Source organism: Xenorhabdus lircayensis (genome assembly GCF_016306625.1).
GTDB lineage: Bacteria > Pseudomonadota > Gammaproteobacteria > Enterobacterales > Enterobacteriaceae > Xenorhabdus > Xenorhabdus lircayensis.
In genome coordinates this window covers 19318-39776 of record NZ_JACOII010000060.1, presented here as the reverse complement: position 1 = coordinate 39776, position 20459 = coordinate 19318, and the positions used below count along the sequence as shown (strand labels likewise).

Genomic DNA, 20459 nt, shown 5'->3' with positions numbered 1-20459 from the left:
GGGAACAGTTACTCCAGTCCTGCGTTTTTTCCGTATTTTTCGGTTTATCCCCGTACTTACGGGGAACACTAATCAGTTGTCGATTGTGAAACGATAAACAGCGGTTTATCCCCGTACTTACGGGGAACACAGTTGCTAATTCATCATCTGAACTTGACCAACCGGTTTATCCCCGTACTTACGGGGAACACTACTAATGGATAGTTATAAGGAGTTATTCCTGCGGTTTATCCCCGTACTTACGGGGAACACGAACACTATCCGACGACGTGAGAATTAGTTATCGGTTTATCCCCGTACTTACGGGGAACACTAAATATAACTATCTGTTTTAAAAAATATTTATCAGTAGGGAAAATTCTACCATTTTTAATAGGCTGTAATTCCCCCAAATTAATCCTCAGAAAGTGGCTTAAATTTCACTAAACGAAGACCATCAAAATCTATCGGTTCCCTTCTGTTTTCCCCAATGGTTTGAAAATCAAACCCAGATTCCGTGTTAGTCTTCCATGCCATAACCGCATTTCCATCTTCGGTGAGTTCTGTGATTTGTTCCCAAATCATCTCTCTAATCTTATGGGAGATGTCTCCGACATAAACCCCGGCCCGTATCTCCAGCAACCAAATGGCCAAACGTCCCCGTAACCGAGGAGGAACGGCTTCTGTTACGACAACCGTCATACTCATATTTACTGGCTCCTGTGACCAATATCACCAATAGATATTGGCTCGGGAATGGCAGGAGGTTGTGCATCAGCAGGTGGTGGTGGCGGGGAGATTTCGCCCGCTGCGAGTACTTCTTCAATTAAGGGAATAAGGTGTTTTAGGATCCTGTCAGCTCTGAATTTTTCACGGCAGGCAATCCTGACTTGTCTATCAGGAGCAATGCTATTGGAAGCGGCAACTTTAAAAGCAATGGGAACGACGGTATCAAATTTTAAGATATCTGCAATATCATAGACAAAGGATAAGGGCTTACCCGTATGTAGAAAACCAATGGCGGGAGCATAACCTGCTGCCAGAATCGCTGCTTCGGTTACTCCATATAGGCAAGATGTTGCTGCACTGATACAGCGATTGATGAGATCTCCCTTATCCCAATCCGTATGATCGTAATTGCGCCCATGCCACTTTACCCCATATTGTTTTGCCAATATTTGATAGGTCTTCCTGACGCGCGCGCCCTCTATGCCTCTAAGCTGTTCAACGTTTCGTCTTTGGGGGGCCGGTTCACCAAAGCGTAATTCAAACATTTTGCGGACAACTTTTAGCCGCAAATCTTCATCCAGTGCCAGCTTGGCCTGATAAAGTAATCGGTCTGAACGAGCCCCTCCCGGCTGACCCACGGAATAGAGCCGGACACCCGCTTCTCCCACCCAAATGAGTAATGTTCCCGTTGTTGAGGCCAGTTTCACTGCGGCATGGCTGATGCGAGTGCCTGGCTCCAACATAATGCAAGCGATGGAACCGACGGGAATATGCATGCGTTCACCGTTGACTTCATCAATCACAACAAACGCATTATCTTTGACATCAATACGGCCCATTCCGATAAAGATCATCGAATTCCTGTCCTTGATCGGAATGGGTTTTAGTGGAATGAATGCCATTACAGTGCCCTTATCAGCATTAACCCACAGCCAAACGATTTTGCCCTGCCAAACCCTTTACTGTATTGCTCAAGAAAAAGTTCGCTATCTGACAAGGTAAGCACACCCTGAAAATCCACGCTGGAAAACGCCACTTTCTGACCAGAAGCTTTAAAGCTGCGATGTTGGGTATAGCGTTCAATATCAGGGGCGAAATCAAAGCGGACGCCCCAATGGGCAAGGCGTTTTTCATCTTGTATCCATGCTTGGGCGGCTTGCGTCATCAATGATTCAATTTCATCAGCGTCGATACGAGCATGTTTTGCCTGACGCTTGGCGTGCATCAAAACATCATGGCGTCGCTGTTTGCCTGAATTTTTCTCCGTTATGCAGACGGTGGGATTCATGCGGAGTTTGAACGCCAGTTTTTGCCCGTTATGTAATTGGGGCGTAAAAGGCTTGGTTTGAATTTGGAATTGCGGTGAATTGGCGTTCGGTGTCGTTGTGGACAATACAAAAAACTCAGGTCTACCGCTTAAGTTCGTCTCTTCCCTAAAGAGAAAATTGCGTTCTTCCTGCTCTGTAAACAGTTGCCACAAGAGCTGGTGGGATGAGTAGACATCATTTTTCGTTTGTCGTGACGGTACTTGTATATGATAAACAGAAGGTCGCAAGGTGATTTTAGACAGATACATCTGTTCCCTCCATTATCGATATCTGGTGCATCATGCGTTGCGTAAACTGCCAGCGGCGGCGTGATAGTGGTTCATCCCAGAGCTGGCTGGTCAATATTGTGGTATCAGGAATCTCGATCTCGTCTTCATCCCCCTCCCAGAAATAGCTCACTGCGTCATAACTGCCGAACAAGCCCAACAAATAGCGATCGGCTTTCTCTGATTGGGTTAAGGGTGGAAAAGGCGTATCAAGGGCCGCTTTTAATGATGGATACTCCGCCAATTTCGGCATCATCGGAAGCGCCAGAGGGCAGGATTTTCGCCCAAGGCTCAGTGTAAAGACCGGTTTTATCAGCGCATCACGCAAGGCAGAAAGGGGGAAATTGGCCTGTTCCGTCAATGAAATGGCGATAATCCAGAGGCCATCGGCGCGGTAATCCCGTGATGACAGTACTGTGTTCAATTTAGATTTATCACTCAATTCACTTTTGCGGGTCAAATGCGTTTGTTTTTTGTCGTGAGAGGGAACTTGGGCGGTATGGTAATCCCGCATCAATGAACCGGAAACGATCTGTTTGATGGCGACTTTGACACTTTGCTGCAATGCGGCAAGCTGTGTTTCGTCATCACGGCGGATGCCCAGAGCTGCGCCCAATAGCCCTAAAATAGCCGAACGGGTTGGATAAGTGCTCGTTGGCCGACTTTCACCGACCGCTTCCACACCCCAACTGGCTAGTGCACCGTATAAGCGAAAGACCAAGTAAGTTTTCATATTGGCCTCTTTTAATCAGTGACGAACTGAACCAACTCAGCAAAACTACCCTCGCCAGTAACGGTATTGATGCTATAGCGCGTATCAGCGCAAGCGCCATAAACGTTATCGAAGTTTTTCACCTGTTTTTCCAACGCTGTGATGGCATCGATTGCCTGATCTTCATCATCAATGGGTTTTAAAAAAGCGACGGATAGGGAACGGGGCTGGTATTCGCCTTTTTCCGCCAATACATAGCTGGCATAAGCACGGGAACCGAAGCTATTTTGCTTGCCGGATGGGGCGACTTTGGTAGCGGCTTCTGTCAGGGCGGCTATGGCTTTATTTGCCAGTGCTTCATTACCCGCTAGATTTTCAAGCAGCAGGGATTTATTGATGCAGATATAGCTGTAGAACAGCGCAGCCGCAAAACCCGTTTCACCAATATGTGCTGAACCTGAATCACTTTTGCCATCATTGAGATCATCTACGGCGGTAAAGTAATCATCTTCCACGGTAACACTGTGAACACTGATGGCATGGGCAACCTGACAGGCTGCTTCAACGCTATAGGCTGGGCTGGAAGCCAGCATACGACCGAATAAGGCAATATCTACGGCAATTTTTGCTTTGCTCAGTAGGTTCAACTCTTCTTTTGTTGCTGTGCGATTTTCTGCGATGAGTTTGTCTACCAGTGAAAAGGTCGCTTCTTTTTCTGCCGGGCTGATGTGGGCCAGTTGTTCGATTTCCAGTGGTTCATCTTTTTTCTTTTTACCAAATACTTCCGCGATAGCAGAAGCCCATTCAGTCGCTTGCTTCTCTTTAACGCCCCCATTAAGCAAGCGTTGATAAACCTGGAAGCCGAAACGTTTAGTACGAAAACCAAGATGGTCTGCAAGGGCATCCTGAAACAGATCAGAGATTCGCCAATGGCGCTTCAAACTCTGGGAACTGATCCTTAATCTCTCAAATCCGCCCATTCTGGCGGTTTTAGGGCGCCCGAGATCGTCGCGGTTCAGGTTGGCAGGAGGATAGGAAGTTAAGAGATGTAACTGAATAAACTGGCTCATTTGGAATTCCTTATAGATGAAAAGTTCTTCGGATTATTTGGCTGCTTTGTAGTAATCCATTGCCCACTGCACACTAAGGCGTTTGTTGGCCCGACGTGCTCTTGGCTGGTGGTGTTCCTGCATCCACTGTTCAATATCTTTGGTGAGGGATAACACGGAAACTTGGCCTTTCAGTTGTTGCAGAATGCGCCGTAAACGCATAATGAACTCATCGGGAGTTTTGGCTGACTGCAACTGAGCAAAACGGTGTGTGCTGACAATAGGTTTGTCATTTTCTGTTTTGGTGCCCGCGGCGGTTGCCAAATTGGTCGTGGTGTTGGTTTTTACATACACCAGAGTGACGGCAATCATCGCCCAAAGTGTCATGGTCTTATGTTCAGCTTTCTTGGTTATATCTTCAGGCAAACTGAACCATAGTGCCCGAAAACCTTCCTTTAAAGTTACCGCGTCAATATCTTGGCAACGCTTTAATTCAGCTTTATAGAGCGTTGGCGCTGGGAAAATATCTTTTTCCTTCAACTCCGAGGGGGATAAAAACATACTTTCCCACCAACGCATTAAGCGATTTTCGCTTAGGTTATCCATTGATAACCTCCTTTTTCTTTTTTGGTTTTGGTGATTTAGTTTCTATTTTGTGTTCCGCCATAAATGATTTGATATCTTTGGAACCCATCAGCCATTTGGTGAGAATCTGTCGTGCCTCGATTTTTTTAGGCAGATGTTTGGGATCGGTATTTTCTGACAGCACGAATTCATCAAAGAGATCAAAGCAGGTATTTTTGAGTTGATAGAGCCAGTTTTTGGCTTCCTCCGTGGATAAAGAAGAGGCATCGTGCTGGCTGCTGACAATTTGTTGGACTGCTTTAAAGAAGGCTGCTTGGGTGCGTTGATAGAAGGCGGCATCAATAAACGACATATCGCCTTTGGTATCATTCGGGCGATTGAACCATGCGCTTTTGACTTGAGTTCGGCATTGGCTCAATGCATAGACAGAGAGGGTTTGTAGTGTTTTGACCCGCCGGAAAATGGCATCTTTTTTCTCAATGGGCATGGAAAATAGGGGTAAAGAGGTGGAATACCAACCACGGGCTTTCATATTGTCCATATCATAGCCAAAAACCCATAACCGTGGGGTGTCGCTCTGTTCATCCGCAAAATAGTCATTGAGCTGGTTAAAATGGTCGACAACCTGCGCTGCCTGTTGACCCTCTTTATGAACGGAGAAAGTCAGACTATCCCAAATCTTATAGGTAATACCGCCGGGTTGCCCTTTGATGGAAAGATGTTCTTCATCCGGTTTTTTCGGATTCCATCGATAGGGCGTTAAGGGGTGTTGCCAAGAGCCAGAATAATTGTTTCCATAGTTTTGGGTGCGATAAGCAGAAACAGATTGATGGGTTGCCTGCCCCGTTAATTGGCAAATGGCGGGTTTATCGTCTACTTCCAGACGAATTCGCCGTGGCATCGCCCAATACATATGCAGTTCATGCACATTATGTGCGTAAATTTCTGTTCCTGCTTTTTGGCTGGTACGGGTTTTACCCAACCACGGAAAAACATCTGGGCTATTGAGATCAGGTTCGGGATAATGCCAAAGATCTCGATTAATGACGTTGAGCCAAAGTTTTTGCCATAGCGGAGCATCCCATTCTTGTGGCTGAATTAAAGACGTCAGCGGGCCGCCTCCCCGTAACCCGACACGATGCCCGACACCGCCAGCAGGAGCATTAATCTGTAAGGTAAATAGGGCAATGGCGGCCATCTCTGGGGAAATGACGTCACATTGACCACGTTTGATAAAGTGGTCAGTATTTAGCTTAAGCGTATTTGCTCCTGGCGATTCGATCAGTAACCCTGAGATCTCCGTTGATTTTGCGCTATCCAGAGAATCAAAATCCTGCATAAACAGAGGGACATCCCCTGTTAGGTTAAAAGCGTGTTCCACCCGATTAAATGCAGTCTGCAAATCTGCTTGTGTAGGGGCTTGTTCATAAAATTCATGCCATTCGTATTTATCTTCGGGAGTAAAAACTGTTTGCAGCAAGCCAATCGCCAGTTGATAAGCCGCTCCCTGAAAATCTGCCCGTGGCAGGGCAAAATCCATAACGGCGGGATCGCAGATTGCCGCCAGCGGCAGTTTTTCCTCGCTGCCATTTCTCATTCTAAAAATCAGCCATGTGTCTTTAACGAGGTTCATCACGCCTCCTGCTTAGGGGGTTCATAAAAACCCATGTTGGGATCGTAAGTAAAATTGGGGTCAAGCTCAGGTAGCCAGATTTGCAGATATTTAACGGACTTGAATGTGTTTTGTAACCGCTCCACCGCTTGAATAAACGACTCTGATACAGGTTGCAGCTTATCGGCATATTTGTTTTTGGGGAGTTTGATAGTGCTGAGTTGAACAGGGAACTTTTCATCCTCTACCCACGGTATCAATTCACCGCTTTCGGTCAGTTTGACGAGCAGTACGCTCACCGTTTCGATATCGCTGAAGCGGGTACTGATATCTCTGTCATCGTCATACCAGCCGCTTGCACTGCGTTTACTGTATTCATAGCGTTGCCATTGCAAAGCTTGTGACCGTGCAATGGCGTCTTTGCTCCTTCCTTCCGCTATCGCTTCATCATCCTTGGGTTTGAGTGCATCAGGGATTTGCTCATCGGCGTCTTCACCATAAACCGCTTCGATCAAAGTTCGAGCCTCAGCAGGCATACGAATGGCACCCAAGCGCAGGAGTTCGCGTAAGCCAAGCCATAAACGCCCGGCTGAACGATAAACATATTGCGTATTGCGGAAATCTTTGCTTAACCAATCTGCTTCGGGTTGATCGTCCCATTTTGGTGTGTGGAGGTATAATTCAGGGGCTGTGCGGCTATCGATAATGTCTTTCTGATATTCTCCATCTGCATTGCGGGTATGGCGGTGCAGGCGACCTACCCGTTGAATTAAATCATCGATTGGGCAGATATCAGAGATCATTACATCTGTATCGGCATCAAGACTTTCCTGAAAAACCTGCGTTGTAATCAGGATCTTTCCTTGTCGCTCCTCCTGTGTGCTTTCCTTATCAAATATATCCAGTACACGATTTTCGATCCTTTTTCGGTCATGCAAAATAAAGCGGCTGTGGAATAGCAGGCAATCTTCTGGATTATCCATCTGTAGCTGAATAAGCCAGAAGGCTTGCAGAGCATCATCCACTGAGTTGCGAACCCAAACCACACATTGCCCATTTTGAGCTGCATTCAGAGCAATTTGTACGCATTCATCCAGATGATTCACTGTTTTTACCGTGACGGTACAGCTGACATCTGCGCGACTGCGCAAGGGCGTTTCAATGATCGGATTTTCTGGGTCTAACGTGACTTGCGTCGCCAGTGGAAAGGCGGTTTCTTGCAGTTTTTGTGAAGGTATTCCCCGTGCCGATAACCAAATATCCACCAGCCGTTGGCGTTGTTTTAAGGAGAGTGTGGCGGTCAGCAATATCACGGAACCACCTTGATGCAGGTGCAGGCTTAACAGACTTTCCAGCAAAGCAAACATGTATTCATCTGCGGCGTGTACTTCATCGAATATGAGTACCTTGCGATTCAGCCCAATCAAGCGGAGTGATTGGTATTTTCTCGGCAAAACCGCAAGCAATGCCTGATCGATGGTGCCTACGCCAACCGATGCCAATAATGCCTTTTTGTTGGAGTCTGCCAGCCATTGATGGCACTGTGCCGTTGCGGTGATATCGCTTCTGGTGTAATCATTGTCGTCGTGTTCTGAGGTCAGAATGATGTCACGAAAATTATCATTCATTTCACGAGCGCCGTGAGCGAGAACGATGCTGGGTAGTTTGCCACTTTGTGTATCGAACATCCGGCGATAATGTTTGGCAATCCGGCCAAACATGGCGTTGGATGTTGCCATTGTCGGCAGGCCAAAATAGAAACCGTCCGCAGCACCGACCTGCATTAAGCGATGAGTCAGAGCAAGGGCGGCTTCTGTTTTGCCCGCACCAGTCACATCTTCCAGAATAAAAAGTTGTGGGGAATCATCAATCGGGGCTTCCTCAGCCCATTTTTGTAGCGGGGTTGGAGAGAAGCGGTAATATTCTTGGATAGAGGTATAAGGAGATATCACCGGAGTGTTATGGATATCAATGTCATTCAGGGCAACGTGGGCTTGTTTTTGGGTAATCTGCCAATATTTTGCCAGTGAAAGCGCTTTGGTCTGATAACGGAAATGTTCACTGTCAGAGCCTATCCAGTCAGCCAGTACCACAGTACCTGCAAGTTGCCAGCTCACTTGTTTCAGATTGCGCTGCCACTCTCTTGACAGCAATTTTTCCAGTGGTAGATGAGGCTGAAAAAGTTTAAGCAGATCATGGGTAAATGCCGTTGCATCATCAACATTTTGGGATTCAGTAAAGTCGACAATTGATTTCCAGCCACCATCATCAATCGGTTTACCGTGATGGCCTAACATACACTGCATTAAAACCATCAATGTATCCTGAGCACGCTCTTTTTCCCTGGGTTGCAGGTTATCGTTTCCCACCAACGTAAACAGCACATCGTCCTGAATTTTCTTCCAGAAAAACAGCCCTAGCCGATCATGCCTGAAATGTCTGGAATCGTAGGGAGTACGTTGATCAGGTTTAATCAGATCAGTATCTTCTGGAGAATATAATTGCTGAAATGCAGAGGCAAATTTGCCGATATCATGCAGCACCAAAAAGAACGAAAACAAGTTTTGTAATGTTTCCGGTGATAGCTGCAAAAAGTCGGCGAGATCTTGTGTCAGTTTTTTTTGTGGCGCTAATAATAATTGGCCTACAGAAGCCACATCCAGACAGTGATAGGCCAGAAGATGATAATCTTCGTCGGAATATGGATTTTTTTTGGCCTTGCCCCAATATCGTGTGAGGTAACCAAAATTATTTATAAGCTCAGGCATTTTTTTTACGATGAAATAAAATTTCAACCGTGCCTCATTAATGAAATACCGTTAATCTTGCTTGTGTTCGATATATTGGCTGAACCGAAGTAAATAACCATCTGGGTCTTGAACGAGGAATTCTCTCTGACAGACTGGGGTATCACCTATGCAGTAATAATTATCTTTCAGTGGGCGATAAAGCCCGATTCCGTTAATTTTCAGATTTGTCAGAATGGGCGTGACATCATCGACTTCAATTTGTAAATTGATACCGCGACCTAAAGGCTTAATAAGCTCACCGGTATTCCAGCCACTGTCATGAAATGCTTCCAGCATTAATTGTGCCTCGCCCAAACCTAAATAAGCAAAATCAGGTTCTTCCCGCCGGATTAATACTTCGAATCCCAATATTCGCTGATAGAAATCGAGTGAAGCAGATAAATCGGTCACGGTCAGTTCTGGCACCATACGATTCCAGTAAGTTGTTTCTGTTGGGGTATTGGTGCTCAAAGTATTTTTCCTGTGTGATTATACTATTTAAAAATAGCGAACTACGTCAAAAATAAGTTAAATCTTTTAGATTAATTACGGATTTGGATAAGTTACCCTATTTTCTATAGTGTTCTCATTAAGGTTATGTCTTATATGGAATATTGATCACATTTAGAGTTATGTGAAGAGATAATGGTGAAAATCCCATAGCATCATGATTTAAATTTTGATGATTACCCGGCAACACTTGCCGATTAGTCTTTTCTGGGTGTGTTCTATCTTTATAAGCCAATTTTCGTTTCAAATATCTATTTTCTTGTTGGAGATGATTTATCACATTGGTTGGATTTGAAGCCAATACTTCTTTGATCCATCTATACAGGGTGGATTTAGAGATCCCCTCTGTTTTAGCTAGGGAAGAAACACTGACGTTATGAGGCGGTAGCATTTTTTCTTGGATAGCACGTTTACGTCCAAGTGAATAGCGTGTCATTACTTAACTCTCATGAGAATTTTTCTATTCTGATTATTTAAAATAATAGTATGTTTTTACAGTACGTCAATTTCCAACATAAAAAGAGAAGAAACACTTTAAAAAAGAGAACGACCAGAATCATCAATTATTCAAGTCGCTATAGTGTATAAATTTGCTATTCAAGTGAGCGTTTATCCCCGTATTTACGGGGAACATAAATTGATAACCAATAAAAGTGAGAATAACCACGGTTTATCCCCGTACTTACGGGAAACACATCCGCATCACAAGGCCATGAACGTTCCAATTCTTCTCAAGACTAATACGCACCAGATTGTTATCTTCGCCATGTTTGCCAGAAGCAGTGATATTGAAGTGTAGTAAATCATCATAAGTACGTCTCCATTGTATTTATGGTTTAGCCTCATAATGTAAAAATTAGAGAAAGTTTTACTTTTGTAAAACACAAAAAGTGCAGTTATAACTGAGTATAACTTAAACAGGAAGAGGGCCAGATATGACTACTGTTATTATTCGCCAATCTGGTGGCGCTAATATTGTTAGCATACCAAAGGCCATTGTGAAAACACTCAACATGCATACGGGGTCAAAGTCAGACCTATCCATTCAAGATAACAAAATTGTGCTCATTCCAATCGAAGGAGAGTTGACGCTGGAATCATTGTTAGCCGGAGGCCCTAAAGAAAGTTTCACAGTAATGGCGAGGATAGAGAGTGGAGCAATGTTAGTCCTGTTGGTAAGGAAGTGATTCGATGTACATACCAGACAAAGGAGACATTGTTTCATTCCGAGGAGTTATCTACCCAAGGTGCAATTCTTATCCATCAGGTGAAATCTTTAGATTTTTCGGGGCGTCAGGTCAAATTTATTGAAAAAGCGCCTCAAGACATTATCGATAAAGTAACCGAGTTAACGAAGGTTATCATTTTATAGGGTTTAGCTTTGTACCTACGAGGACACTGTATTAAGTCTAATTTCTTTAATTTTAAATCTGGTTTATTCCTTGTGTGGGGAATGCTCATTCGATTCTATGGCAGATAACTTAATGAGTCTTTTTAAAGAATGGATGAAATTTGATCAAATTTACAGAGGGCAGGTAGGAAAAAATAGAAGGACGAATTTGACTGCTTTATAAGCTGAAAAAATGGTAGAATTTTACCCCTCTAAAAAGGTCTTATAAAACAGTTGGATAAAATTAGAGTGTTCCCCGTAAGTACGGGGATAAACCAACCAAGCCCTGAATTTTTTCAGCCAGATCGCCGTGTTCCCCGTAAGTACGGGGATAAACCGCCAATTTATTTGATACTCTGGAAACCTGTGTAGGTGTTCCCCGTAAGTACGGGGATAAACCGCATAGTCATTAACGCGAGCTGCAACTGACTATGTGTTCCCCGTAAGTACGGGGATAAACCGCCGATGATCGCCGAACTGGGTTTCACATTGCCGTGTTCCCCGTAAGTACGGGGATAAACCGCAGAATTGGTTTAACTCTCTCCCCGTAACCAGGTGTTCCCCGTAAGTACGGGGATAAACCGGTATACATAGAGAAATAAACATGAGTGATCGCGTGTTCCCCGTAAGTACGGGGATAAACCGCGTTTTTATAATAACGGCGTGTTGGGGACAGGGTGTTCCCCGTAAGTACGGGGATAAACCGTGTCTGAGAACGGTCGCTTGCCCGCCCCTTATGTGTTCCCCGTAAGTACGGGGATAAACCGGTGTGATATGGCAGATATCGAACGAATTGATTGTGTTCCCCGTAAGTACGGGGATAAACCGCACGTTAATCGACGCACCATATTCGTTAATGTGTGTTCCCCGTAAGTACGGGGATAAACCGTACACGCCGTCACGAGCATCGATATCACCATTGTGTTCCCCGTAAGTACGGGGATAAACCAGAACCGCCAGAACGAATCTTTCCGCTCTTACCGTGTTCCCCGTAAGTACGGGGATAAACCGCAAACCGAAATAGCGCCGAGATCTGATCTCAGGTGTTCCCCGTAAGTACGGGGATAAACCAGGTGTTGCACTGGTCATACCGAACTTACTTACGGGGAACACGGATGGGGTACGGGTCGTTAACTTTTAGTATTGCGGTCTATCCCCGTACTTACGGGGAACACTTATCGATATTGATAGCAATAAGTTCTATCTACGGTCTATCCCCGTACTTACGGGGAACACAAAACTTTGTCTACCGATAATAAACAACCATCCGGTCTATCCCCGTACTTACGGGGAACACCTGCAAGGTGCTGTCTTTAAATTGCCATGAAGCGGTCTATCCCCGTACTTACGGGGAACACCTCAAACTGTTTGATGACGGTCTGGTCATACGCGGTCTATCCCCGTACTTACGGGGAACACTTTTTAATAATTGAGTGGGAATGATTTAAAGCCGGTCTATCCCCGTACTTACGGGGAACACCCTAATTTTATCCAACTGTTTTATAAACCCTTTTTAGGGCGGAAAAATTCTACCATTTTTTCAGCTTATAAATCAGTCAAATTCTGCCTTTCATTTTTTCTGGTTTACCATCTGTAACGCAGATCGCATTTCATCCATATTCTTAATTCTTACTTATCAACTTATGCGACTTCCATCGCAGCAATCACAAAATAACCTGTTAGCCTTAGCTCAAATGAGAGCGCTCTCATTTTTGGATTAAATCAAATAATGGGACAACAACAAAGAGAACAAAACCATGAAAACCATTCTATTGTGTTGTGCGGCGGGAATGTCTACCAGCATGTTGGTGCAGCGTATGCAGTCAGAAGCTGAAAAACGAGAGTTGGATGTGGTTATCAAGGCTGTGCCAGCGCTGGAGTTGGAAGCCTGTATCCATGAAGCCGATGTAATTTTACTCGGGCCGCAAATTCGGTATGAACTTGCCCGCTTTACTGCGCTGGCTGATCCATTGGGCAAACCCATCAGTTTGATTGATATGTTGGACTACGGGGCGCTTCGGGGGGATAAGGTGTTGGATCATGCTTTTAGCCTGATGGAATAACTTTTCACCAGACGGAGTGGATTTATGAGTATTTATACTTCTCTGACACGCATCGTAGAATTCCATATTGCGCCCATTGCAGGAAAAATCGGTAGCCAGCGACATATTATTGCGATACGTGATGGTTTTATCTCAGCCATGCCTTTTCTGATTATCGGCAGTATTATGCTGATTGTGGCAAACCCACCTTTTGGTGCTCAAACTTCATCTTCTTTCGGTCAGGCTTGGCTGGCGTTTGCCAAAACCCATTGGACAACCATCACGATGCCTTTCTTTATGACGATGGGTTTGATGAGCGTTTTTGTCTCCATAGGGACGGCCTATAGTCTGGCGAAGTCTTATGGATTGGATGGATTGACCTCTGCGTTGTTGTCCTTGATGGCGTTTTTGCTGGCGGCGGCACCGCAGGTTGAGAATAAAATGCCGCTCGATTTTCTGGGAGGTGCAGGGGTATTTACTGCGTTGATCTGCGCGATTTGGTCGGTTGAGTTGATTCGGTTGCTTAAGAAATACAATATTTCCATCCGCATGCCCTCGCAGGTTCCACCTGCCATTGCTCGTTCTTTTGAACTGTTGTATCCCGTTATTGGTATCCTGCTGACGGTTTATCCCATCAGTTTGCTGCTGCAAAGTGAATTTAACCTGTTGTTGCCCGCGGCGGTGATGCAGGTATTCCAGCCGCTGATCGCTGTCGGGGATACGTTGCCCGCGATTATGTTGGTGGTATTGATCGCTAATTTACTGTGGTTTGCCGGTATTCACGGCGACAATATCGTCACTGGGCTGCTTAACCCGATCTTTATGGCCAACATTGCCGCCAATGCGGCTTTGATGACTCAGGGAATGACGACTACCCAAATTCTGACCGCGCCTTATTGGTCTTTTTATGTCTGTATTGGTGGCTCTGGTTCGACATTGGTATTGGCGTTCCTTTATCTGCGCAGCCGCTCAATTCACTTGAAAACCATTGGCAAATTGAGCGTTGTGCCAGCCATGTTCAATATCAATGAACCGTTGCTGTTTGGCTCTCCGGTTGTGATGAATCCCACGTTGTTAATCCCATTGCTGATTGTGCCGCTGGTGAATGCGGTGCTGGCTTATGGCGCACTGCATCTGGATTTGGTGCAGAAGATGATTGCCATCGCACCGTGGACTGCACCTGCTCCGATTGGTGCATTGATTTCTGCCGCTTGGGATTACCGTGCGTTTGTACTGGTCGGGTTATTGATGGTGGTTGATTTGCTGATTTGGTATCCCTTCTTCAAGGTGTATGAAAAACAGCTTTTGGCGGAAGAGCAGCAGGCAAAAGGCTTGGCTGAGTCTGCGATTCAACCGTAATAACGTAAGGGAGGATTGAGGCGTGTCTATTGATTTTGAACCGCAGGATTTTGAACAGCAAATTGTCGAGTTATTGGTACATGCCGGCAGTGCGCGCAGCAGTGCATTAATGGCGTTGCAACAGGCGAAAGAGGGAAACTTTCAGCAAGCAGGGGTGTTGATGGAGGAAGCCCGGCAGGAAACTCGCGCCGCCCATGTTATCCAGACGAAGCTGATTGGATTGGATGAAGGATGCGGAAAATTACCCATCAATTTGATCACGGTTCATGCCCAAGATCATTTGATGAACGCGATGGTGATTCAAGATCTTGCCGGCAATATGATTGATCTGTACCAGCGCTTGCCAGCATCTGATCGTCAGACCGTATAAGAAGAGGCTCATATGAAACCGATCAAAATTGCAGTGATTGGCGGTGGCAGCAGTTATACACCTGAATTGGTGGAAGGCATCATTCAACGCAGCCAAACGATCCCGCTTTCTGAACTGGCGCTGGTGGATGTGGAAGCGGGACGGCAAAAAGTGGATATCATTGCTGGATTGACGCGCCGTATGCTGGATCGTCATGGTTTGCAGCACGTTGCCGTCAGTGTGCATTATTCTCTGGATGAGGCGATCATCGGAGCCAGTTTTATCCTCACTCAACTGCGGGTTGGTCAGCTTCCTGCCCGTGCCGCAGATGAGCGGCTGGGATTGAAATATGGTCTGCTTGGGCAAGAAACGACGGGCGTTGGTGGATTTGCCAAGGCGTTGCGCACGATCCCCGTTTTGCTGGAGATCGCCCATAAAGTTGAACGTCTTGCACCGGACGCGTGGATCATCAATTTCACTAATCCGGCGGGGATCGTCACCGAAGCGGTTTCTCGCTATAGCAAGGCCAAGATCATCGGGTTGTGCAATGTGCCGATCAGCATGCACCACATGATTGCTAATATGTTGCAGTGTCCTTATCAGGATGTGCAGTTGCGCTTTGCGGGTCTTAACCATATGGTTTGGGCACATCAGGTGCTGGTGAATGGTAAGGATGAAACGGAGCGGGTGCTGGAATTGCTGTGCAGTGGCGCAGAGTTGACGATGAACAATATCAAGGAAGAGCCTTGGCCGCCGGAATTTTTGCGGGCATTAGGGGCGATTCCCTGTCCTTATCACCGTTACTTCTACCAGACGGGCAAAATGTTGCAGGAAGAGAAAGAGAGCGCAGCGAGCAAGGGCACACGGGCAGAGCAAGTAATGCAAGTGGAGCGGGAGTTATTCGAGCTGTATGCTGAACCAACACTGGATCACAAGCCGCAGCAATTAAGTTTTCGAGGCGGATCTTTTTACTCTGAGGTCGCACTGGAATTGATCTCCGCAATCCACAATAATCTCGGCACACAGTTGGTTGTGAATACGATGAATCGTGGAGCCATTTACGGCTTGTCGGACGATGCGGTGATTGAAACTAACTGTATTGTTGATGCCCAAGGAGCGCGCCCTATGGCATTTGGTCGCTTGCCGGACAGTATGTTGGCTCTGACACAGCAAGTGAAAGCCTTTGAACGTCTGACGATTGAAGCTGCGGTTCATGGCGATCGCAAGGCGGCTCTACTGGCACTGGTGACGCATCCCTTGATTGCCGATGTCGCACTGGATTCGGCATTATTGAATGAAGTATTGGATATTAATCGTCTTTATTTGCCACAGTTTCAATAAAACAGGAATCGGTTCATTGGAATTACAAGGAAAAAGCAGGGTAACACTGGAAGATGTGGCAGTTTATTCTGGTGTTTCCCGTGCCACGGTATCACGGGTTGTCAATGGTGATAACAACGTGAAAGCGGCAACCCGCGCTAAAGTGGAGAATGCCATTGTGGAATTGGGATACAGTCCCAATCTGGCGGCACGTGAACTGGCATCCAGTCAGAGCAATACGTTGGGTTTGGTGACAACTTCCTATCGTGGAGGCTTTTTCGGTGCCTTGATGGATAGCATCCAGACAGAAGCGGAATTGCACGGTAAGCAGCTTCTGGTCACACAGGGGCGAAACAGTGCAGAAAATGAATGGCAGGCTATCACTCATCTGCACAGCCTGCGCTGTAATGGGATGGTTCTGCATGTCCGTGCCATCAGCGATGATAAATTGCGACAATTTGCTCACAGCGGCCGCTCTTTCGTGCTGTTGGATCGGTGGGTAGCAGGGCTGGAGCAGCGTTGTGTTGTATTTGATCATCACAAGGCCAGTTATCTCGCAACCCAGACATTGATTGAGCATGGACATACTCGCATTGCCTGCGTCAGTGGCCCTTTGTCCCGTAACCCGAGCCAACAGCGTCGTCAGGGATTTTTGGATGCTATGCAGGATGCGGGATTACAACCGGTCGCTTGTTTGGAAGGGGAGTATGATCTGCAAAGTGGCTACCGACAAACCCGTACTATTTTGGCGATATCTTTGGCAACATCACGGCCTGATGCCCTGTTTTTCTGTAGTGAAGAAATGGCACTTGGCGCATTGCTGGCGATTACTGAACAAGGGCTAAATGTTCCTCAGGATATCTCTATCATCTGTTATGACAGTGGTGAACGGGCGGCATCCATCCATCCTGCATTGACCAGCGTCCATTTTCCCATTACGGATATGGCGCGTTTTGCCACGCGCTTGCTGTTTGAGCCCGATACGCAACATCCCGCATTTATTCCCCAGATTATTTATCGAGACTCACTCAGGCGTGCGTCAATCACCACAATTTCAGAACCTGTTGATAAATGAGATGACGTCGGCATTTTTCGCTAAAAAGCGTGTTGTTATGATGTATAAATGTGTTAAAACCGCGAGCTACTCATCCGAACGTATCGATAACTGATTGCATTACACTGAAAATGAAGAAAAAACGCCCATCTTTACAAGATATTGCAGACCTCGTTGGGGTCACAAAAATGACGGTCAGCCGTTTTTTACGTAATCCGGATCAGGTTTCTGAAGCATTGGGAAAACGAATAGCCGAAGCTGCGGATCAACTGGGTTACATTCCCAATCGCGTGCCGGATATTCTTTCCAACTCCACCAGCCGTGCGATAGGTGTTTTGCTTCCTTCATTGACCAATCAGGTTTTTGCCGAAGTTATCCGTGGGATCGAGCATGTGACAGATCGCAATGGCTATCAGACCATGCTTGCCCACTATGGTTACTCTGCCCAGAAAGAAGAAGAACGTTTGCTTTCCCTGCTTTCTTACAATATTGATGGCCTGATTCTGGCAGAGCGGACGCATACACCCAAGACCTTAAGGGTATTGCAGACAGCAGGTATTCCCGTGGTGGAACTGATGGACAGCGTATCGCCTTGCCTTGATATCGCAGTAGGGATCGATAATTTTGAAGCGGCGCGTCAGATGACGATGACGATGATCGAACGTGGTCGCCAGAATGTAATTTATCTTGGGGCCCGGCAGGATGAGCGGACATTGATCCGTTTGCAGGGGTTTGAAATGGCAATGCGTAGTGCCGGGCTTCAGCCAAGAAAAGTGATGACACCAGCCAGTTCATCCTATTCTTTAGGCGCGCAGCTTTTGCAGGAAACTTGCCAGAAATATCCTGAAGTTGATGGCCTGTTTTGTACGAATGATGATATCGCTATCGGTGCGATTTTCGAATGCCAGCGTCAGGGGATCAAAGTCCCGGAAAAGATTGCTGTAGCTGGCTTTCATGGTCATGATATCGGTCAGGTAATGACACCGAAACTTGCCAGTGTGTTAACCCCTCGTGATCTAATGGGACGCAAGGCAGCAGAAGTCCTGCTTGCCCGTTTGAAGGGTGAAAAACTGGAACAAACTCTGGTTGATGTCGGATTTACTCTTTCATTGGGTGAAAGTGTTTAATTTTTGTAGCTCAAAATGATGCTTTTCCATCTTCAATTGCGATAAGCCTCACATTTTCCTTTTTTCACGATCCTGATTGATTGCTCACTATCCTGCGCTGCTGTTAATGTTACCGGTAACTCATTACCGGTAACATTATTGTGGGTTATATTTTTTAGGTACTGTTTGGTAGGTATGTTTCATCGCTAAGATTTTGCAGGTAAGTCACAGAGATAGCTAAACAGTAGGATCTGCATAAAGGAGTTTTATATGAGTGATACCCAACAGCCAAACCATGTTTTTGTATTGATGGGGGTATCCGGCAGCGGTAAGTCTGCGGTTGCCAGTGGCGTTGCCCGTGAACTGGGCGCTGCGTTTTTGGATGGGGATTTTCTTCATCCCCGCGCCAATATTACGAAAATGGCACAAGGCCACGCTTTGAATGATGATGACCGTCAGCCGTGGCTGAAGGCACTCAACGATGCCATTTTTGCTATGCAGCGCACCAATCATGTCTCTCTGCTCGTGTGCTCTGCCTTGAAAAAAAGCTATCGGGATATGTTGCGTGATGGCAACAAAAACCTGTCATTTCTCTATATGAAAGGGGATTTTGATTTAATTGAAAGTCGTCTGAAAGCACGCAAGGGGCACTTCTTCAAGCCACAAATGTTGATCTCGCAATTTGAGACACTGGAAGAGCCGAGCAGCGATGAAAAAGATGTCTATAGCATTGATATCAAATCTGTCCTTGATGAAGCCATCAAAAATGCCGTTAAAGCTATTGATCATACAATTAAAACCACTGACCGTATTAGCGAGGGACATTAATGAGTACCTTAACTCTGGTTCTGACGGCTATCGGCTCTGTTCTCCTATTATTGTTTCTGGTGATGAAAGCCAGAATGCACGCTTTTATTGCCTTGATGTTGGTTTCAATGGGCGCAGGGATTTTTTCTGGTATGCCATTGGAAAAAATCACTCAAACCATGCAAAACGGCATGGCAGGCACTTTGGGTTTTCTCGCCGTTGTGGTGGCGCTGGGGGCGATGTTTGGCAAGATCCTGCATGAAACAGGGGCTCTTGACCAGATTGCCGTAAAACTGCTGGGCAGTTTTGGTGAAAAGCGGGCGAATTACGCGCTGGGTCTTGCCGGACTTATCTGTGCATTGCCACTGTTTTTTGATGTGGCAGTAGTGCTGTTGATTGGTGTGGCCTTTGCTGTGGCCCGTCGCACAGGCGGCAATGTCGTGAAACTGTCGCTTCCACTGTTTGCTGGTGTTGCCGCTGCTGCGGCATTTCTGGTTCCGGGACCAACTCCGATGATGCTGGCTTCCCAGATGGGAGCGGATTTTGGCTGGATGATCCTGATTGGTCTGAGTGCCGCGATCCCTGGTATGTTATTGGCTGGCCCGATATACGGTAACTTTATCAGCAAATATGTCACGCTGGATTTACCCAAAGATTTGAGCACACCCAGCATTGGTAAAAATCAAATGCCTTCCTTTGGTTTCAGCTTGGCGCTGGTGCTGTTCCCGCTGGTATTGGTGGGGTTGAAAACCATCGGTGCGCGTTTTGTTGATCAGCAATCTACGCTATACCATTGGCTGGAATTTATCGGCCATCCTTTCACTGCGATTTTGATTGCGTGTCTGGTGGCGATTTATGGTCTGGCCATTCGTCGGGGCATGAGCAAAGAGAAAGTCATGGATGTCTGCTCTGCGGCGATTCAACCTGCGGGGATCATCCTGCTGGTGACTGGCGCAGGTGGTGTGTTCAAGCAAGTTCTGGTCGATTCCGGTGTTGGGCCTGCATTGGGTAATGCATTGGTTGGCGCTGGTCTGCCAATCGCGCTGGCATGTTTTATTCTGTCGGGTGCGGTACGTGTGATTCAAGGTTCGGCAACCGTCGCGTGTTTGACCACGGTAGGGCTGGTTTTGCCAGTGATTGGCGAACTGGGTTATTCCGGTGCACAAATGGCGGCGTTGTCAGTATGTATTGCCGGCGGCTCTTTGGTTCTTAGCCATGTGAACGATTCCGGTTTCTGGCTGTTCGGCAAATTTACCGGCGCGACAGAAGCACAGACCCTGAAAACGTGGACGATGATGGAAACCATTCTCGGCACAACCGGCGCGATTGTTGGCATGATCTATTTCGCCATGTTGTGATGCGTTAAAGCTTTTTTAAGATATTTCTAACGGCGCCTTATAGTTAAGGTGCCGTTTTTTCATCAGATTGCCTCCTTTCCTTGCCGGAGGCAATCTGATGAAAAATATAAAACCA

Annotated in this window: 21 protein-coding genes and 2 CRISPR repeat arrays (1 of these 23 running past the window's edge); of the genes, 11 read left to right on the top strand and 10 right to left on the bottom strand. The window is 46.3% G+C overall.

The window, feature by feature from the left end; translation table 11 throughout:
- Positions 1-313: direct repeats of the CRISPR family, unit length 29 nt; unit sequence CGGTTTATCCCCGTACTTACGGGGAACAC (it extends 82 nt beyond the left edge of the window).
- Positions 314-393: 80 nt separating this feature from the next.
- The 10 genes from cas2e to H8A87_RS16665 all read right to left on the bottom strand — a co-directional run bounded on the left by cas2e (position 394) and on the right by H8A87_RS16665 (position 9995).
- Complete coding sequence (gene cas2e, locus H8A87_RS16710; RefSeq protein ID WP_198691061.1) at positions 394-687, bottom strand: type I-E CRISPR-associated endoribonuclease Cas2e; 294 nt, start codon at positions 685-687, stop codon at positions 394-396.
- 2 nt (positions 688-689) lie between these two features.
- Positions 690-1610, bottom strand: a complete 921-nt coding sequence (gene cas1e / locus H8A87_RS16705) for a type I-E CRISPR-associated endonuclease Cas1e (protein WP_198691060.1) — start codon at positions 1608-1610, stop codon at positions 690-692.
- The gene (gene cas6e / locus H8A87_RS16700; protein WP_198691059.1) at positions 1610-2284 is read right to left on the bottom strand and encodes a type I-E CRISPR-associated protein Cas6/Cse3/CasE; all 675 of its coding nucleotides are present in this window, start codon (positions 2282-2284) and stop codon (positions 1610-1612) included. The genes cas1e and cas6e overlap by 1 nt, the downstream gene beginning before the upstream one ends.
- The gene (cas5e, locus tag H8A87_RS16695) at positions 2271-3035 is read right to left on the bottom strand and encodes a type I-E CRISPR-associated protein Cas5/CasD (RefSeq protein ID WP_198691058.1); all 765 of its coding nucleotides are present in this window, start codon (positions 3033-3035) and stop codon (positions 2271-2273) included. Before cas5e ends, cas6e begins: the two co-directional genes overlap by 14 nt.
- 11 nt (positions 3036-3046) lie before the next feature.
- On the bottom strand, positions 3047-4084 hold the full coding sequence (cas7e, locus tag H8A87_RS16690) for a type I-E CRISPR-associated protein Cas7/Cse4/CasC (RefSeq protein WP_198691057.1): 1038 nt from the start codon (positions 4082-4084) through the stop codon (positions 3047-3049).
- 33 nt (positions 4085-4117) lie between these two features.
- Positions 4118-4669, bottom strand: coding sequence for a type I-E CRISPR-associated protein Cse2/CasB (gene casB / locus H8A87_RS16685; RefSeq protein ID WP_198691056.1), 552 nt, complete (start codon positions 4667-4669; stop codon positions 4118-4120).
- On the bottom strand, positions 4662-6281 hold the full coding sequence (gene casA, locus H8A87_RS16680; RefSeq protein WP_198691055.1) for a type I-E CRISPR-associated protein Cse1/CasA: 1620 nt from the start codon (positions 6279-6281) through the stop codon (positions 4662-4664). Before casA ends, casB begins: the two co-directional genes overlap by 8 nt.
- A complete protein-coding gene (gene cas3 / locus H8A87_RS16675) occupies positions 6281-9028 on the bottom strand; it encodes a CRISPR-associated helicase Cas3' (RefSeq protein WP_198691054.1) in 2748 nt (915 codons plus the stop codon). Before cas3 ends, casA begins: the two co-directional genes overlap by 1 nt.
- A gap of 51 nt (positions 9029-9079) precedes the next feature.
- Positions 9080-9478: a bleomycin resistance protein gene (locus H8A87_RS16670; protein ID WP_198691098.1), complete on the bottom strand. Its 399-nt coding sequence runs from the start codon at positions 9476-9478 to the stop codon at positions 9080-9082.
- A 166-nt stretch (positions 9479-9644) separates the two neighbouring features.
- Positions 9645-9995: a transposase gene (locus H8A87_RS16665; protein ID WP_198691053.1), complete on the bottom strand. Its 351-nt coding sequence runs from the start codon at positions 9993-9995 to the stop codon at positions 9645-9647.
- Between the two features lie 201 nt (positions 9996-10196).
- On the opposite strand from H8A87_RS16665, the gene H8A87_RS16660 reads away from it, so the two are divergent.
- From H8A87_RS16660 to gntU, 11 genes are all read left to right on the top strand, one after another.
- Entirely contained in the window at positions 10197-10358 is a 162-nt protein-coding gene (locus tag H8A87_RS16660) for a hypothetical protein (protein ID WP_198691052.1), read from the top strand.
- 136 nt (positions 10359-10494) lie between these two features.
- Positions 10495-10746 carry an AbrB/MazE/SpoVT family DNA-binding domain-containing protein gene (locus tag H8A87_RS16655; RefSeq protein WP_232370328.1) on the top strand — a complete coding sequence of 84 codons (252 nt, stop codon included), beginning with the start codon at positions 10495-10497 and terminating at the stop codon, positions 10744-10746.
- A 452-nt stretch (positions 10747-11198) separates the two neighbouring features.
- Positions 11199-12021: a CRISPR direct-repeat array (repeat unit 29 nt; unit sequence GTGTTCCCCGTAAGTACGGGGATAAACCG).
- Between the two features lie 232 nt (positions 12022-12253).
- The gene (locus tag H8A87_RS20550; protein WP_408646937.1) at positions 12254-12382 is read left to right on the top strand and encodes a hypothetical protein; all 129 of its coding nucleotides are present in this window, start codon (positions 12254-12256) and stop codon (positions 12380-12382) included.
- A 324-nt stretch (positions 12383-12706) separates the two neighbouring features.
- Positions 12707-13012 (top strand): PTS sugar transporter subunit IIB, encoded by a 306-nt coding sequence (locus tag H8A87_RS16650; RefSeq protein WP_198691051.1) that lies wholly within the window; start codon positions 12707-12709, stop codon positions 13010-13012.
- Positions 13013-13036: 24 nt separating this feature from the next.
- Entirely contained in the window at positions 13037-14350 is a 1314-nt protein-coding gene (locus tag H8A87_RS16645; RefSeq protein WP_198691050.1) for a PTS sugar transporter subunit IIC, read from the top strand.
- 22 nt (positions 14351-14372) lie between these two features.
- Positions 14373-14720, top strand: a complete 348-nt coding sequence (locus H8A87_RS16640) for a PTS lactose/cellobiose transporter subunit IIA (RefSeq protein WP_198691049.1) — start codon at positions 14373-14375, stop codon at positions 14718-14720.
- A 12-nt stretch (positions 14721-14732) separates the two neighbouring features.
- A complete protein-coding gene (locus tag H8A87_RS16635) occupies positions 14733-16040 on the top strand; it encodes a 6-phospho-beta-glucosidase (RefSeq protein ID WP_198691048.1) in 1308 nt (435 codons plus the stop codon).
- On the top strand, positions 15994-17094 hold the full coding sequence (locus tag H8A87_RS16630; protein ID WP_198691047.1) for a LacI family DNA-binding transcriptional regulator: 1101 nt from the start codon (positions 15994-15996) through the stop codon (positions 17092-17094). Before H8A87_RS16635 ends, H8A87_RS16630 begins: the two co-directional genes overlap by 47 nt.
- 110 nt (positions 17095-17204) lie before the next feature.
- A complete protein-coding gene (gntR, locus tag H8A87_RS16625) occupies positions 17205-18200 on the top strand; it encodes a gluconate operon transcriptional repressor GntR (protein ID WP_198691097.1) in 996 nt (331 codons plus the stop codon).
- A gap of 249 nt (positions 18201-18449) precedes the next feature.
- Positions 18450-19007: a gluconokinase gene (gntK, locus tag H8A87_RS16620; protein ID WP_198691046.1), complete on the top strand. Its 558-nt coding sequence runs from the start codon at positions 18450-18452 to the stop codon at positions 19005-19007.
- A complete protein-coding gene (gntU, locus tag H8A87_RS16615; RefSeq protein ID WP_198691045.1) occupies positions 19007-20344 on the top strand; it encodes a gluconate transporter in 1338 nt (445 codons plus the stop codon). Before gntK ends, gntU begins: the two co-directional genes overlap by 1 nt.
- Positions 20345-20459 lie beyond the last annotated feature (115 nt).

Bases quoted from the DNA above. Each gene is read 5' to 3' on its own strand.
- cas2e (WP_198691061.1), bottom strand. From the start codon at position 687: ATGAGTATGACGGTTGTCGTAACAGAAGCCGTTCCTCCTCGGTTACGG.
- cas1e (WP_198691060.1), bottom strand. From the start codon at position 1,610: ATGGCATTCATTCCACTAAAACCCATTCCGATCAAGGACAGGAATTCG.
- cas6e (WP_198691059.1), bottom strand. From the start codon at position 2,284: ATGTATCTGTCTAAAATCACCTTGCGACCTTCTGTTTATCATATACAA.
- cas5e (WP_198691058.1), bottom strand. From the start codon at position 3,035: ATGAAAACTTACTTGGTCTTTCGCTTATACGGTGCACTAGCCAGTTGG.
- cas7e (WP_198691057.1), bottom strand. From the start codon at position 4,084: ATGAGCCAGTTTATTCAGTTACATCTCTTAACTTCCTATCCTCCTGCC.
- casB (WP_198691056.1), bottom strand. From the start codon at position 4,669: ATGGATAACCTAAGCGAAAATCGCTTAATGCGTTGGTGGGAAAGTATG.
- casA (WP_198691055.1), bottom strand. From the start codon at position 6,281: ATGAACCTCGTTAAAGACACATGGCTGATTTTTAGAATGAGAAATGGC.
- cas3 (WP_198691054.1), bottom strand. From the start codon at position 9,028: ATGCCTGAGCTTATAAATAATTTTGGTTACCTCACACGATATTGGGGC.
- H8A87_RS16670 (WP_198691098.1), bottom strand. From the start codon at position 9,478: ATGGTGCCAGAACTGACCGTGACCGATTTATCTGCTTCACTCGATTTC.
- H8A87_RS16665 (WP_198691053.1), bottom strand. From the start codon at position 9,995: ATGACACGCTATTCACTTGGACGTAAACGTGCTATCCAAGAAAAAATG.
- H8A87_RS16655 (WP_232370328.1), top strand. From the start codon at position 10,495: ATGACTACTGTTATTATTCGCCAATCTGGTGGCGCTAATATTGTTAGC.
- H8A87_RS16650 (WP_198691051.1), top strand. From the start codon at position 12,707: ATGAAAACCATTCTATTGTGTTGTGCGGCGGGAATGTCTACCAGCATG.
- H8A87_RS16645 (WP_198691050.1), top strand. From the start codon at position 13,037: ATGAGTATTTATACTTCTCTGACACGCATCGTAGAATTCCATATTGCG.
- H8A87_RS16635 (WP_198691048.1), top strand. From the start codon at position 14,733: ATGAAACCGATCAAAATTGCAGTGATTGGCGGTGGCAGCAGTTATACA.
- H8A87_RS16630 (WP_198691047.1), top strand. From the start codon at position 15,994: ATGAAGTATTGGATATTAATCGTCTTTATTTGCCACAGTTTCAATAAA.
- gntR (WP_198691097.1), top strand. From the start codon at position 17,205: ATGAAGAAAAAACGCCCATCTTTACAAGATATTGCAGACCTCGTTGGG.
- gntK (WP_198691046.1), top strand. From the start codon at position 18,450: ATGAGTGATACCCAACAGCCAAACCATGTTTTTGTATTGATGGGGGTA.
- gntU (WP_198691045.1), top strand. From the start codon at position 19,007: ATGAGTACCTTAACTCTGGTTCTGACGGCTATCGGCTCTGTTCTCCTA.